The organism is Pseudomonas sp. 14P5.3.2 (assembly GCF_057799175.1).
Map to the genome: position 1 here is coordinate 1 of NZ_JBYOKU010000048.1, position 14,384 is coordinate 14,384.

Consider the following 14,384-nt stretch of genomic DNA (forward strand, 5'->3'; position numbering starts at 1 on the left):
CACTCCTACACTGGACCGCTGGTATTTCTCCGGGCATAAAAAAAGCACCCCGAAGGGTGCTTTTTGCGTTTCGCAGGAAGCTTAGCGCTTCAGCGAAGCCGGCAGGTGCGGCTGGATCGCCGTCAGGACTGCCTTGAAGCATTTGGTGTTGCCGGCAACGATGTGGCCTTTCTCAAGGAAATCGTGACCGCCGGTGAAGTCGCTCACCAGGCCGCCAGCTTCTTGGATCAGCAGGGCGCCTGCAGCCATGTCCCACTCGGACAGGCCCGACTCCCAGAACGCGTCGAAACGACCGGCAGCCACGTAGGCCAGGTCCAGGCTGGCGGAGCCGGCGCGGCGGATGCCGGCAGTCTGGCCAACCAGGGCGCGGAACATGCCCAGGTAGTTGTCGAGGTTGTCCATCTGGTCGTCACGGAACGGGAAGCCAGTGCCCAGCAGAGCGCCGTCGAGGCTGGTGCGACCGCTGACGCGCAGACGACGACCGTTCAGTTGAGCGCCGCGACCACGGCTGGCGGTGAATTCTTCCTGGCGAACCGGGTCCAGAACCACTGCGTGCTCCAGGCGACCACGGTATTTGCAGGCAATGCTGACAGCGAAGTGAGGAATGCCACGCAGGAAGTTGGTGGTGCCGTCCAGCGGATCGATGATCCACAGGTACTCTTCGCCTTCGATGCCGTTACCGACGTGCATGCCGGTTTCTTCACCCTGGATCGAGTGATTCGGGTAAGCCTTGCGCAGAGCATCGATGATTTTCTGTTCGGCGGCGCGATCGACCTCGGATACATAATCCTTGGCGTCTTTTTCGTCGACCTTGATGGTATCCAGGCGCTCGATGGAGCGGAAGATCAGTTCACTGGCGCTGCGGGCGGCGCGCAGCGCGATATTCAGCATGGGCTGCATGGATGTGTCACCTAAGGTTGTTAAAGAAAGCCGCGCATTCTATCAGAACTTTTCTTCAGGTGAAGGTCGCTGTTCGCTTTCATAGCTTAACGGTAGGCTGTTCTGTAAGATTTGCACCCCTTTCCTGTGTCCGAGAGCGCCTCCCTTGCTGCAGAACATTCGTGTCGTCCTGGTCAATACCAGCCACCCCGGCAACATCGGCGGGGCCGCGCGCGCCATGAAAAACATGGGTCTGTCGCGGCTGGTGCTGGTCGAACCGCGGTTGTTTCCGCACCACGAAGCCGATGCTCGAGCTTCCGGTGCCGGGGATATCCTTGAAAATGCTCAAGTCGTCGCCACTCTGGAAGACGCCCTGGTCGGCTGCAATCTGGTGCTCGGCACCAGCGCCCGTGACCGGCGCATTCCCTGGCCGCTGCTCGATCCCCGCGAATGCGGGAGCAAAGTGGTCGAGGAGGCGGGGCAGGGCGCGGAAATCGCGTTGGTATTCGGTCGTGAAGACTCCGGCCTGACCAACGAGGAGCTGCAGCGATGTCACTTTCATGTGCACATCCCCTCCGATCCTGGGTTCAGCTCGCTGAACCTTGGGGCGGCGGTGCAGGTGTTGAGCTATGAAGTGCGCATGGCCTGGCTGGCTGCTCAAGGGCAGCCGACCAAGATCGAGAAAGAAGAAGTGGCCTCCGTGAAAAGTGCCGAGCTCGCGACCATGGATGAGCTGGAGCGCTTTTATGAGCATCTGGAGCAGACGCTGGTCGCCATCGAATTTCTCGATCCGGAAAAACCACGGCACTTGATGGCGCGCCTGCGCCGGTTGTACGGACGCAGCTCGGTCAGCCGGGCGGAAATGAATATTTTGCGTGGCATCCTCACGGAAACCCAAAAAGCGGCCCGTGGTGAGCTTCTTAAGCGGAAGGACTGAATGATGTTTGAGCGTTTGCGTGAAGATATCCAGAGCGTATTCCATCGAGACCCGGCGGCGCGTAACGCTTTTGAAGTCCTGACCTGCTATCCCGGCATGCATGCGATCTGGATTCACCGGTTGGCCGGCATGCTGTGGCGCAACGAGCTGAAATGGCTGGCGCGACTGGTGTCTAACTTCGGTCGCTGGCTGACCGGGATCGAGATTCATCCGGGGGCCAAGGTCGGTCGGCGTTTCTTTATCGATCACGGCATGGGCATCGTCATTGGTGAAACCGCCGAGATCGGCGATGACGTGACCATTTATCAGGGCGTAACCCTCGGTGGTACCAGTTGGAACAAGGGCAAGCGCCACCCGACGCTGGGTGATGGCGTGGTGGTGGGTGCTGGCGCCAAAGTGCTCGGGCCGTTCACGGTAGGGGCTGGCGCCAAAGTCGGCTCCAACGCAGTGGTCACCAAGGAAGTGCCGCCGGGCGCCACAGTGGTGGGGATTCCGGGGCGGATCATCGTCAAATCCGATGAAGAGCAGGACGCCAAGCGCAAGGCGATGGCTGAGAAGATCGGCTTCGATGCTTATGGTGTCAGCGAAGACATGCCCGATCCGGTGGCCCGTGCCATCGGTCAGTTGCTCGATCACCTGCAAGCGGTGGATGGGCGGCTGGAAGGGATGTGCGGCGCGCTGAAGGATCTGGGCAGTAATTACTGTGCGAAAGATCTGCCTGAACTGCGCGAAGAAGACTTTGCCTGTGTGAAGGGCAAAGACGAATCCAAAGCCGGCTGAACCGCAGCGCTGCGTTTCGCGAGCAGGCTCGCTCCCACATTGGAATGCATCCCCTGTGGGAGCGGGCTTGCTCGCGAAGAACGATAACGCGTTACCGCTGGCTGTACGCCGCCAGCCTTTGCTATGATGCGCGCGCTCTTTTGCGGGTAAACCCGACTAAAGCACTAGGTCTTATAGTTGACTTAAATGCTCGGGAATTGCATACTCCCGCCCATTCCGAACTCCGTGGTAATTGTCCATGCGACTGACTACAAAAGGCCGATACGCCGTGACCGCCATGCTTGACCTGGCGTTGCACGCGCAGCACGGGCCGGTGTCCCTGGCCGATATCTCCGAGCGCCAAGGCATCTCCCTGTCCTATCTCGAACAGCTTTTCGCCAAGCTGCGCCGCAGTAACCTGGTTTCCAGTGTTCGCGGTCCAGGCGGTGGTTATCAGCTTTCGCGCGACATGCAGGGCATCCAGGTGGCTCAGGTGATCGATGCGGTCAACGAATCGGTCGACGCTACAAAGTGCCAGGGCCAGGGCGATTGCCATTCCGGCGACACCTGCCTGACTCATCACCTGTGGTGCGACCTGAGCCTGCAGATTCACGAATTTCTAAGTGGTATCAGCTTGGCTGATCTTGTGACTCGCCGTGAGGTGCAAGAAGTAGCCCAGCGTCAGGACCAGCGTCGTTGCAACAGCAAGGCGCCACGCCTGGACAAGATTGAAGCGTCCGCCGTCGAATGACAGCCGAAGAGCTAGCGGAACGCCAGCCCTGATTTAGGAGATAGTCCATGAAATTGCCGATTTACCTTGATTACTCTGCGACCACCCCGGTCGATCCGCGCGTTGCGCAAAAGATGAGTGAATGCCTGCTGGTCGACGGAAACTTCGGTAACCCGGCGTCCCGTTCCCACGTGTTCGGCTGGAAAGCTGAAGAGTCCGTCGAAAATGCCCGTCGTCAGGTGGCCGATCTGGTCAACGCCGACCCGCGCGAAATCGTCTGGACGTCCGGCGCCACCGAATCCGACAACCTGGCAATCAAGGGTGCGGCGCATTTCTATGGCTCCAAAGGCAAGCACCTGATCACCAGCAAGATCGAACACAAGGCTGTTCTCGACACCATGCGCCAACTGGAGCGTGAAGGTTTCGAAGTGACCTACCTCGAGCCGACCGAAGACGGTCTGATCACCCCGGCGATGATCGAAGCGGCACTGCGCGAAGACACCATTCTGGTGTCGGTAATGCACGTGAACAACGAAATCGGCACCATCAACGACATCGCTGCCATCGGCGAACTGACCCGCTCCAAGGGCGTTCTGCTGCATGTTGACGCGGCTCAGTCCACCGGCAAGGTCGAGATCGATCTGCAGAAGCTGAAAGTCGACATGATGTCGTTCTCCGCCCACAAAACCTACGGCCCTAAAGGCATCGGCGCCCTGTACGTCAGCCGCAAGCCGCGTGTGCGCATCGAAGCGACCATGCACGGCGGCGGTCACGAACGTGGCATGCGTTCCGGCACTCTGGCGACCCACCAGATCGTCGGTATGGGCGAAGCCTTCCGCGTAGCCAAGGAAGACATGGCTGCCGAAAACGTACGCATCAAGGCCCTGAGCGATCGTTTCTTCAAGCAGGTCGAGCACCTGGAAGAGCTGTACGTCAACGGCAGCCTGACCGCCCGCGTTCCGCACAACCTGAACCTGAGCTTCAACTACGTTGAAGGCGAGTCGCTGATCATGGCGCTCAAGGATCTGGCGGTATCGTCCGGTTCGGCCTGCACTTCGGCGTCCCTGGAGCCTTCGTACGTACTGCGCGCCCTGGGCCGCAACGACGAACTGGCACACAGCTCGATCCGTTTCACCTTCGGCCGTTTCACCACCGAAGAAGAAATCGACTACGCCGCGCAGAAAGTCTGCGAGGCCGTTACCAAGCTGCGCGCTCTGTCGCCGCTGTGGGACATGTACAAAGACGGTGTCGACATTTCGAAAATCGAGTGGGCGGCACACTGATTTCAAGTCGCCGCGAACCGGCCCTGCGACCCAAGGTTGCGGGGCTTAAAGAGCGACTCTCTGATGAGTGAGGATTAAGCATCATGGCTTACAGCGAAAAGGTCATCGACCACTACGAAAACCCGCGCAACGTCGGCAAGATGAACGCGGAAGACCCGGATGTCGGCACCGGCATGGTCGGCGCTCCGGCGTGCGGCGACGTGATGCGTCTGCAGATCAAGGTCAACGATCAGGGCGTTATCGAAGACGCCAAGTTCAAGACCTACGGCTGCGGTTCGGCAATCGCTTCCAGCTCCCTGGCCACCGAGTGGATGAAGGGTAAGACGCTGGACGAGGCCGAGACCATCAAGAACACTCAGCTGGCCGAAGAACTGGCCCTGCCGCCAGTGAAAATCCACTGCTCGGTACTCGCTGAAGACGCTATCAAAGCGGCTGTTCGCGACTACAAGCAGAAGAAAGGCTTGATCTAAGCATTGCGCGACGAGTAAGGAGTCAACGATGGCTATCAGCATGACAGAAGCGGCTGCTCGACACGTGCGACGCTCCCTCGACGGGCGCGGCAAAGGTGAAGGGATTCGTCTGGGTGTTCGCACCACAGGCTGTTCCGGCCTTGCCTACGTGCTGGAGTTTGTCGACGAGGTGGTTGCCGAGGATCAGGTGTTCGAAAGTCACGGCGAGAAAGTGATCATCGACCCGAAAAGCCTGGCCTACCTGGACGGCACCGAGCTCGATTTCGTCAAGGAAGGGTTGAACGAAGGCTTCAAGTTCAACAATCCCAACGTTCGCGGTGAATGTGGCTGCGGCGAAAGCTTCAACATCTGAGGCTTGTCGTGGGTATTCCTTGTCATTTCGCTTTATTCGAGCTGCAACCGAGCTTTCGCCTGGATCTCGAACAGTTGGCCACGCGCTACCGTGAGTTGGCGCGCGGTGTTCATCCTGACCGCTTTGCCGACGCCTCCGAGCGCGAACAGCGGTCGGCGCTCGAGCAGTCTGCGCGGCTCAACGACGCGTACCAGACGCTCAAGAGTCCTGCCCAGCGTGCACGCTACCTGCTGACCATCAGCGGGCATGAAGTGCCGATGGAAGTCACGGTCCATGACCCCGAGTTTCTTTTGCAGCAGATGCAGTGGCGCGAAGAGCTCGAAGACCTCCAGGACAGCGCCGATCTCGACGGTGTCGCGGTATTCAAGCGTCGCCTGAAAGTGGCTCAGGAACAGTTGAACGAAAGCTTCGCAGCCTGTTGGGATGATGCAGCGCAACGCGAACAGGCCGAACGCCTGATGCGGCGCATGCAGTTCCTCGACAAGCTCACCTACGAAGTGCGCCAGTTAGAAGAGCGCCTCGACGATTAACCCAGTGCCGCTCCGGTCGCACGCCTGATATACAGATAAGTCCTGATCACGATGGCCCTACTGCAGATCGCCGAACCCGGCCAAAGTCCTCAACCGCACCAGCGTCGTCTGGCTGTGGGGATCGACTTGGGCACTACCAATTCGCTGGTCGCTGCGTTGCGCAGTGGTCTTTCCGAACCACTGGCCGACGCTGACGGGCAGGTTATCCTGCCGTCCGCCGTGCGTTATCACGCCGACCGCGTCGAGGTTGGCGAGTCGGCCAAACTGGCCGCGTCTTCCGATCCCTTGAACACTGTGCTGTCGGTCAAACGCCTGATGGGTCGTGGCCTGTCCGACGTCAAGCAATTGGGCGAGCAACTGCCATACCGCTTCGTCGGTGGCGAATCGCACATGCCGTTCATCGACACCGTGCAAGGCCCGAAAAGCCCAGTCGAAGTCTCCGCCGATATCCTCAAGGTCCTGCGTCAGCGTGCTGAAGCGACCCTAGGTGGCGAGTTGGTCGGTGCGGTGATCACCGTTCCGGCGTATTTCGACGATGCGCAGCGCCAGGCCACCAAGGATGCGGCGAAACTCGCCGGTCTGAACGTGCTGCGCCTGCTCAACGAGCCGACGGCGGCTGCCGTGGCTTATGGTCTGGATCAGCATGCCGAAGGTCTGGTGGCGATTTATGACCTGGGCGGCGGTACGTTCGATATTTCGATTCTGCGTCTGACTGGCGGTGTGTTCGAAGTGCTGGCCACCGGCGGCGACAGCGCCCTGGGCGGCGATGACTTCGATCACGCGATTGCCGGCTGGATCATCGAGAGCGCCGGTCTGTCCGCCGATCTCGATCCGGGTGCGCAACGCAATCTGCTGCAAACTGCCTGCGCGGCCAAAGAAGCCCTGACCGATGCGGCCAGCGTTGAAGTCGCCTACGGTGACTGGAAGGCGCAGCTGACCCGCGAAGCCTTCGATGCGCTGATCGAGCCAATGGTTGCGCGCAGCCTGAAAGCCTGCCGCCGCGCCGTGCGTGATTCCGGTATCGAGCTGGAAGACGTGCATGCCGTGGTCATGGTCGGTGGTTCGACCCGCGTTCCACGTGTACGCGAGGCCGTTGCCGAAGCCTTCGGTCGTCAGCCATTGACGGAAATCGACCCGGATCAAGTGGTGGCCATCGGGGCTGCGATCCAGGCGGATACGCTGGCTGGCAACAAGCGCGATGGCGGCGAACTGCTGCTGCTCGACGTGATTCCACTGTCCCTTGGGCTGGAAACCATGGGCGGGCTGATGGAGAAGGTGATTCCGCGCAACACCACCATCCCGGTCGCCCGCGCTCAGGATTTCACCACTTATAAAGACGGCCAGTCGGCCATGGCGATCCATGTGCTCCAGGGTGAGCGCGAGCTGATCAGCGACTGCCGCTCCCTGGCGCGCTTCGAACTGCGCGGCATTCCGGCGATGGTGGCCGGTGCGGCGAAGATTCGCGTGACCTTCCAGGTCGATGCCGACGGTCTGCTCAGTGTTTCGGCGCGTGAACTGGGTTCAGGCGTTGAAGCGAGCATTCAGGTCAAGCCGTCCTACGGCCTGACCGACGGCGAAATCGCCAAGATGCTCAAGGATTCGTTCCAGCACGCCAATGACGACAAGGTCGCCCGCGTCCTGCGCGAGCAGCAAGTCGATGCCCAGCGCCTGATCGAAGCGGTACAGGGCGCTCTGGAGGCTGATGGTGAGCGTTTGCTCGACGCCGAAGAGCGCATGGTCATCGAGCTGCAGATGCAGGAACTGGCCGAACTGATGAAAGGCACCGATGGTTACGCCATCGAGCAGCAGACCAAGCGTCTGTCGCAAGTGACCGATGCTTTTGCTGCCCGCCGCATGGATCTGACGGTGAAAGCCGCTCTGTCGGGGCGCAATCTGAATGAAATCGAGGATATCTGATGCCGCAGGTCATTTTTCTGCCCCACGAGAAGTTCTGCCCTGAAGGCATGGTGGTCGAGGCTGAGCCCGGCACTTCGATTCTCGATCTGGCTCACGAACACCATATCGAGATGGAAAGTGCCTGCGGCGGCGTCTGCGCCTGCACCACTTGCCATTGCATCATCCGCGAGGGTTTCGACTCGCTGGAAGAGGCGGACGAGCTGGAAGAAGACTTCCTCGATCGCGCCTGGGGCCTGGAAGCGCAATCGCGCCTGGCCTGTCAGGCTATCGTCGGCGAAGAAGACATCACCGTCGAGATTCCGAAATATTCGCTTAACCATGCGGCCGAAGCGCCGCACTGACTGGTAAGACTGTCATGAGCTACGGTTGGAATGATGTTCAACGCATTGCAGAAGAGCTGGCCGAGACCCATGAGGGGCTCGATCCGTACTCTGTAGGTTTTGTCCGTCTGCAGCATATGATCGAGGAACTGCCTGACTTCGATAAGACTTCTGGCCGCGTTGGCGAGAAGGTCTTGGAAAGGGTTCAGGAGCTTTGGGCTGCAGAATTGGACTGATCGTCTCGCAGGTTAGGCAATACCCAAGAACCCGCGTATAATTCGCGGGTTTAATTTTTCGCAAATTACTGTTTCTGGAGTTACACCATGGCTGTTCAACGTACTTTCTCCATCATCAAGCCTGACGCTGTTGCAAAAGGCGCTGCCGGCGAAATCGTTACCCGTTTCGAAAAGGCTGGTCTGAAAGTTGTTGCTTCGAAAATGAAGCAGCTGTCCAAAGCCGAAGCTGAAGGCTTCTACGCTGAGCACAAAGAGCGCGGTTTCTTCGGTGACCTGGTTGCTTTCATGATCTCCGGTCCAGTGGTTGTTCAGGTTCTGGAAGGCGAAAACGCTATCGCTCGCAACCGTGAGCTGATGGGCGCTACCAACCCTAAAGAAGCTGCTCCTGGCACCATCCGTGCTGACTTCGCTGAGTCGATCGACGCCAACGCCGTTCACGGTTCGGACTCCGAAGCCGCTGCTGCTCGTGAAATCTCGTACTTCTTCGCAGCTACTGAAGTAACCACTCGCTAAGCATTGCTTAAAGAGTGAAGGTGAATCCATGACTACATCGACTGTTAAAACAAACCTGCTGGGTCTGACCCAGCCGGAAATGGAAAAATTCTTCGACTCAATCGGGGAGAAGCGTTTCCGTGCCGGTCAGGTAATGAAATGGATTCACCACTTTGGCGTCGATGATTTCGACGCCATGACGAACGTCAGCAAGGCCTTGCGCGACAAGCTCAAGGCTATTGCTGAAGTCCGTGGTCCCGAAGTGGTCAGCGAGGACATTTCCAGCGACGGCACCCGCAAGTGGGTGGTGCGCGTGGCGTCCGGCAGCTGTGTCGAGACCGTCTACATTCCCCAGGGCAAACGCGGCACTCTGTGCGTTTCGTCCCAGGCAGGCTGTGCCCTGGACTGCAGTTTCTGCTCCACCGGCAAGCAAGGCTTCAACAGCAACCTCACCGCCGCCGAAGTCATCGGTCAGGTGTGGATTGCCAACAAATCCTTCGGCAGTGTTCCCGCCACCATCGACCGCGCCATCACCAACGTGGTGATGATGGGCATGGGTGAACCGCTGCTGAACTTCGACAACGTCGTGGCCGCCATGCATCTGATGATGGATGACCTGGGCTACGGGATCTCCAAGCGCCGCGTGACCCTGTCCACTTCGGGCGTGGTGCCGATGATCGATGAGCTGGCCAAGCACATCGACGTCTCCCTGGCGTTGTCCCTGCACGCACCGAATGACGCATTGCGTAACCAATTGGTGCCGATCAACAAGAAATATCCGCTTAAGATGCTGCTCGAGTCGTGCCAGCGCTACATGTCCGCCCTTGGCGAGAAGCGTGTGCTGACCATCGAGTACACCTTGCTCAAGGACGTCAACGACAAGCTTGAGCACGCCGTGGAAATGATCGAGCTGCTGAAAGACATTCCGTGCAAGATCAACCTGATTCCGTTCAACCCGTTCCCGCATTCCGGTTACGAGCGGCCGAGCAACAACGCCATTCGTCGGTTCCAGGATCAGTTGCATCAGGCCGGCTTTAACGTCACTGTCCGCACCACCCGTGGTGAAGACATCGACGCCGCATGTGGTCAATTGGTAGGGCAGGTGCTGGATCGCACCCGTCGCAGCGAACGTTACATCGCCGTGCGCGAGTTGAGCGCCGACAGCGATCTGGCACAGAACGCCGCGAACACTAACTAAGAGAGGATCTCTATGTCCCTGCGCTTTGCGCTGCTGTTGCTGATGGCCAGCCTGTGTGCTGGTTGTGTCCTGTCGGGTGACTACAACCCGATGAAGACCAGCAAGGGCCGCGACGAAGCGCGGGCTGCCTACGTGCAGCTGGGGCTGGGATACTTGCAGCAGGGGATGACCGAACGGGCCAAGGTGCCGCTGAAGAAGGCGCTGGAGCTGGACGATTCCGATCCTGATGCCAACGCCGCCCTCGGGCTGGTGTTCCAGGCCGAAATGGAGCCGAAACTGGCCGACGAACATTTCCGCAAAGCCCTGTCCTCGCGTCCCACCGATGCACGAATCCTCAATAACTACGGCAGTTTTCTCTACGAAGAACAGCGTTACAAGGAAGCCTACGAGCGTTTTGAGCAGGCAGCCGCCGATACCCTGTATCCTGAGCGTTCGCGGGTCTTCGAGAACCTCGGCATGACCGCTTCGAAGCTCGGGCAGCGGGATCTGGCGCAGCAGCAACTGGAAAAAGCCCTGCGGCTGAACCGTCAACAACCGCGTGCTTTGCTGGAAATGGCTGAGTTGTCCTTCGAAGACAGGCATTATGTGCCCGCGCGTGACTATTACGACCGTTTCAGCCTGCTAACCGAGCAAAATGCACGTAGTCTATTGCTCGGCGTTCGGCTGGCAAAAGTGTTTGAAGATCGCGACAAGGCCGCCAGTTATGGCCTGCAATTAAAACGACTCTATCCCGGTACGCCGGAATATCAGCAATACCTGTCGGAGCAATGATGAAAGCGGCGCATCCCGAAGTTGTAGCAGCGACTCGCGTTAATCCCGGTGAGACTTTGCGCCAGGCCCGCGAAAGCAATGGCTGGTCGCTGGCCGAAGTGGCCCTCAAGCTCAACCTCACCGTGACTTCCCTGAGCAATCTTGAAGCTGGCGCTTTCGACAAGCTGCCGGGGCATACCTTCGCTCGCGGTTACATTCGCGCTTACGCCAAGTTGCTCGGCATGGATCAGACCGTTCTGGTCCAGCAATTCGACCAGTCCACCGGTACCGATTCCCAGGGCAGCAATGTGCATGCGCTGGGTCGTATCGAAGAGCCGGTGCGGGTTTCCCACACTATTTTGCGTATCGTCAGCCTGTTGCTGCTGATCGCGGTCATCGGCGGCGGTTTCGTCTGGTGGCAGGATCAGACCTCGCTGCGCACCAAAGATTTGACCAGCCTGGTTCCGGAGCACGTCGAAGTCGAAGGCGCCGACGGCACCACGCAGATTCACCCGATCGATGAGCCGGAAGACCAGGCCGTTGCCGAAGGTCAGGCCGAGGGCGCAACCGCTCTCGCACTGCCGCAATCGGAAACCACCGCTGAAGCGACGGGTGCCGAGCCTGCCGCTCCGGCGACTGCTCCAGCCGCCCCGGCTGCGACCACGCCAGCCGCACCGGTTCATACACCGGCTCCGGTGGTGGCCACCCCGGCGACTCCAGCAACTAACGTTCCGGCCACACCAGCACCGACCGTCACCGCTCCAGTGACCGCGGCCACAGCTGCGCCAAGCGTAGAAACGGCTGCCCCAGCTGCCGGCGACGGCCAGGTGCAACTGCAGTTCACCGCCGATTGCTGGGCACAGGTCACCGACGGTCGCGGCAAAGTGCTGTTCAGCGGTCTGAAACATAAAGGCGACAGCGTTTCGGTTTCCGGCAAGCCGCCACTGGCGGTGCGTCTGGGTGTGGCTCGCGCCGCACAGGTCAGCTACAACGGCCAACCGGTCGATATCGCTCCGTTCACCAGTGGCGAGACTGCTCGCCTGAAGTTGGGTCAATAAGTCATGCACGGCGAATCTCCAATCAAACGTCGCGTTTCGCGCAAGATCTGGGTCGGTAACGTGCCTGTTGGCGGCGATGCGCCTATCGCTGTGCAGAGCATGACCAACAGCGACACCAATGATGTGGCTGCCACCGTCGCGCAAATCAATCGTCTGGAAGCGGCCGGCGTCGACATCGTCCGCGTTTCGGTACCGGACATGGACGCCGCCGAGGCGTTCGGCAAGATCAAACAACTGGTCAAGGTGCCGCTGGTTGCCGACATCCACTTCGACTACAAGATCGCTCTGCGCGTCGCCGAACTGGGTGTGGACTGCCTGCGCATCAACCCGGGCAACATCGGTCGCGAAGACCGGGTGCGCGCCGTGGTCGATGCCGCCCGTGACCGCGGGATTCCGATCCGTATCGGCGTCAACGCCGGTTCCCTGGAAAAAGACCTGCAGAAGAAATACGGCGAGCCGACCCCGGCTGCGCTGGTCGAGTCCGCGCTGCGGCACGTCGAGCACCTCGAACGCCTGAATTTCCAGGACTTCAAGGTCAGCGTGAAAGCTTCCGACGTGTTCATGGCCGTTGAAGCCTACCGTCTGCTGGCGAAGGAAATCGTCCAGCCGCTGCATCTGGGCATCACCGAAGCCGGTGGTTTGCGTTCGGGCACAGTGAAATCCGCCGTGGGCCTAGGTATGCTGCTCGCCGAGGGGATTGGCGATACTATCCGCATCTCGCTGGCGGCCGATCCGGTCGAGGAAGTGAAGGTCGGGTACGACATTCTCAAGTCTTTGCATCTGCGTTCCCGTGGCATCAACTTCATCGCCTGCCCGAGCTGCTCGCGGCAGAACTTCGATGTAGTCAAGACCATGAACGAGCTGGAAGGGCGCCTTGAAGACCTGCTGGTGCCGCTGGATGTCGCGGTGATCGGTTGCGTGGTCAACGGCCCCGGCGAAGCCAAGGAAGCCCATATCGGCTTGACCGGCGGCACGCCAAACCTGATTTACATCGACGGCAAACCGTCGCAGAAACTGACGAATGACAATCTGGTGGACGAGCTGGAAAAGCTGATCCGCCAGAAAGCGGCCGAAAAGGTCGAAGCTGACGCAGCGGTCATCGCGCGCGGCTGAGCCTGACTGAAAGCCGAACGAATTTAAGGATTTATAGTGAGCAAGTCTCTGCAAGCCATTCGTGGCATGAACGACATCCTGCCCGAACAGACCCCGCTGTGGCGTTATTTCGAGGGCACTGTCGCGCGTCTGCTGGATAACTACGGTTACAAGCAGATCCGCATGCCGATCGTCGAATTCACCGAGCTGTTCAAGCGCTCGATCGGTGAAGTGACCGACATCGTCGAAAAAGAGATGTACACCTTCGAAGACCGCAACGGCGACTCCCTGACCCTGCGTCCGGAAGGCACCGCGGCGTGCGTGCGTGCAGTGCTCGAGCACGGCATCACCGGCGGTGGCCAGGTGCAGAAACTCTGGTACATCGGCCCGATGTTTCGCCACGAGCGTCCGCAGAAAGGTCGTTATCGCCAGTTCCACCAGATCGGTCTGGAGGTGTTCAACCTCGACGGTCCGGACATCGACGCCGAACTGATCATCATGACCTGGCGCCTGTGGGGCGAGCTGGGTATCCGTGATGCGGTCAAGCTCGAACTCAACAGCCTGGGCACCAGCGAGTCCCGTGGTCGCTATCGTGAAGCGCTGGTCGAGTACCTCTCGGCGCACCACGACAAGCTCGACGAAGACAGCCAGCGTCGCCTGAAAACCAACCCGCTGCGCGTGCTCGACACCAAAAATGCCGACACTCAAGCCGTACTGGTCGATGCGCCGAAGATGGCCGACTACCTGGACGACGAATCCCGTGCGCACTTTGAAGGTCTGAAGGCGCGTCTGGACGCGGTTGGCATCCCGTACGTGCTCAACCCGAAACTGGTGCGCGGCCTCGATTACTACAGCAAAACCGTATTCGAATGGGTCACCGACAAGCTCGGCGCCCAGGGCACTGTCTGCGCGGGCGGTCGTTACGACGGCCTGGTCGAGCAGATGGGCGGCAAGCCGACCGCAGGCGTCGGTTTCGCCATGGGCATCGAGCGTCTGGTGTTGATGCTCGAAACCCTGGAGCAGATCCCGGAAGAAATCTCCCGTCAGGTCGACGTCTACCTCTGCGCCTTTGGTGAGCAGGCCGAACTGGCCGGTCTGGCCCTGGCCGAGCGTGTACGTGACCAGCTTCCAAACCTGCGTCTGCAAGTCAATGCCGGCGCCGGCAGCTTCAAAAGCCAGTTCAAGAAAGCCGACAAGAGCGGTGCACTGTATGCATTGATCCTCGGTGACGACGAAATGGCCCAGCAAGTGGTAGGTTTCAAACCCCTGCGTGGCCAGGGCGAACAACAAAGCATTGCCTGGGATGCGCTCGCCGCTCACCTGGCCACCTGCGTCGTGCAGGGTTGAAGCTGTCTAAACAGCCGATTTAGCGATTAAGGAG

Annotated in this window: 17 protein-coding genes; 16 read left to right on the forward strand and 1 reads right to left on the reverse strand. The window is 59.7% G+C overall.

All coding sequences use genetic code 11. The features are described from left to right. Positions 1–81: 81 nt before the first annotated feature. Positions 82–900: a type III secretion system regulator SuhB gene (gene suhB, locus AC27VU_RS26295; protein WP_003227916.1), complete on the reverse strand. Its 819-nt coding sequence runs from the start codon at positions 898–900 to the stop codon at positions 82–84. A 145-nt stretch (positions 901–1,045) separates the two neighbouring features. Between suhB and trmJ the strand changes: the two genes are divergently transcribed. The 16 genes from trmJ (at position 1,046) to hisS (ending at position 14,350) form a co-directional block, all read left to right on the forward strand. After that, positions 1,046–1,816: a tRNA (cytosine(32)/uridine(32)-2'-O)-methyltransferase TrmJ gene (gene trmJ / locus AC27VU_RS26300; protein WP_003227915.1), complete on the forward strand. Its 771-nt coding sequence runs from the start codon at positions 1,046–1,048 to the stop codon at positions 1,814–1,816. A gap of 3 nt (positions 1,817–1,819) precedes the next feature. Further along, the gene (gene cysE, locus AC27VU_RS26305; RefSeq protein ID WP_007964422.1) at positions 1,820–2,596 is read left to right on the forward strand and encodes a serine O-acetyltransferase; all 777 of its coding nucleotides are present in this window, start codon (positions 1,820–1,822) and stop codon (positions 2,594–2,596) included. A 238-nt stretch (positions 2,597–2,834) separates the two neighbouring features. After that, positions 2,835–3,326, forward strand: a complete 492-nt coding sequence (gene iscR / locus AC27VU_RS26310) for a Fe-S cluster assembly transcriptional regulator IscR (protein ID WP_003227911.1) — start codon at positions 2,835–2,837, stop codon at positions 3,324–3,326. Positions 3,327–3,373: 47 nt separating this feature from the next. Further along, on the forward strand, positions 3,374–4,588 hold the full coding sequence (locus tag AC27VU_RS26315; RefSeq protein ID WP_003227909.1) for an IscS subfamily cysteine desulfurase: 1,215 nt from the start codon (positions 3,374–3,376) through the stop codon (positions 4,586–4,588). Between the two features lie 83 nt (positions 4,589–4,671). After that, positions 4,672–5,058 (forward strand): Fe-S cluster assembly scaffold IscU, encoded by a 387-nt coding sequence (iscU, locus tag AC27VU_RS26320; RefSeq protein WP_003227907.1) that lies wholly within the window; start codon positions 4,672–4,674, stop codon positions 5,056–5,058. Between the two features lie 28 nt (positions 5,059–5,086). Further along, entirely contained in the window at positions 5,087–5,410 is a 324-nt protein-coding gene (iscA, locus tag AC27VU_RS26325) for an iron-sulfur cluster assembly protein IscA (RefSeq protein ID WP_003227904.1), read from the forward strand. A gap of 8 nt (positions 5,411–5,418) precedes the next feature. Then, on the forward strand, positions 5,419–5,940 hold the full coding sequence (gene hscB / locus AC27VU_RS26330) for a co-chaperone HscB (protein WP_003227901.1): 522 nt from the start codon (positions 5,419–5,421) through the stop codon (positions 5,938–5,940). A gap of 51 nt (positions 5,941–5,991) precedes the next feature. Next, positions 5,992–7,857, forward strand: a complete 1,866-nt coding sequence (gene hscA, locus AC27VU_RS26335) for a Fe-S protein assembly chaperone HscA (protein WP_003227899.1) — start codon at positions 5,992–5,994, stop codon at positions 7,855–7,857. Further along, positions 7,857–8,198, forward strand: coding sequence for an ISC system 2Fe-2S type ferredoxin (fdx, locus tag AC27VU_RS26340; RefSeq protein WP_003227897.1), 342 nt, complete (start codon positions 7,857–7,859; stop codon positions 8,196–8,198). The genes hscA and fdx overlap by 1 nt, the downstream gene beginning before the upstream one ends. Positions 8,199–8,212: 14 nt before the next feature. Continuing rightward, the gene (iscX, locus tag AC27VU_RS26345) at positions 8,213–8,413 is read left to right on the forward strand and encodes a Fe-S cluster assembly protein IscX (RefSeq protein ID WP_003227895.1); all 201 of its coding nucleotides are present in this window, start codon (positions 8,213–8,215) and stop codon (positions 8,411–8,413) included. A gap of 87 nt (positions 8,414–8,500) precedes the next feature. Further along, entirely contained in the window at positions 8,501–8,926 is a 426-nt protein-coding gene (gene ndk, locus AC27VU_RS26350; protein ID WP_065257687.1) for a nucleoside-diphosphate kinase, read from the forward strand. 28 nt (positions 8,927–8,954) lie between these two features. Beyond that, complete coding sequence (rlmN, locus tag AC27VU_RS26355; RefSeq protein WP_003227893.1) at positions 8,955–10,103, forward strand: dual-specificity RNA methyltransferase RlmN; 1,149 nt, start codon at positions 8,955–8,957, stop codon at positions 10,101–10,103. Positions 10,104–10,115: 12 nt separating this feature from the next. After that, positions 10,116–10,874, forward strand: a complete 759-nt coding sequence (pilW, locus tag AC27VU_RS26360; RefSeq protein WP_003227892.1) for a type IV pilus biogenesis/stability protein PilW — start codon at positions 10,116–10,118, stop codon at positions 10,872–10,874. Next, a complete protein-coding gene (locus tag AC27VU_RS26365; RefSeq protein ID WP_488725234.1) occupies positions 10,874–11,911 on the forward strand; it encodes a RodZ domain-containing protein in 1,038 nt (345 codons plus the stop codon). Before pilW ends, AC27VU_RS26365 begins: the two co-directional genes overlap by 1 nt. A 3-nt stretch (positions 11,912–11,914) precedes the next feature. Beyond that, on the forward strand, positions 11,915–13,024 hold the full coding sequence (gene ispG / locus AC27VU_RS26370; protein WP_003227888.1) for a flavodoxin-dependent (E)-4-hydroxy-3-methylbut-2-enyl-diphosphate synthase: 1,110 nt from the start codon (positions 11,915–11,917) through the stop codon (positions 13,022–13,024). A gap of 36 nt (positions 13,025–13,060) precedes the next feature. Then, entirely contained in the window at positions 13,061–14,350 is a 1,290-nt protein-coding gene (hisS, locus tag AC27VU_RS26375; RefSeq protein ID WP_003227887.1) for a histidine--tRNA ligase, read from the forward strand. The last annotated feature ends 34 nt before the right edge of the window (positions 14,351–14,384 follow it).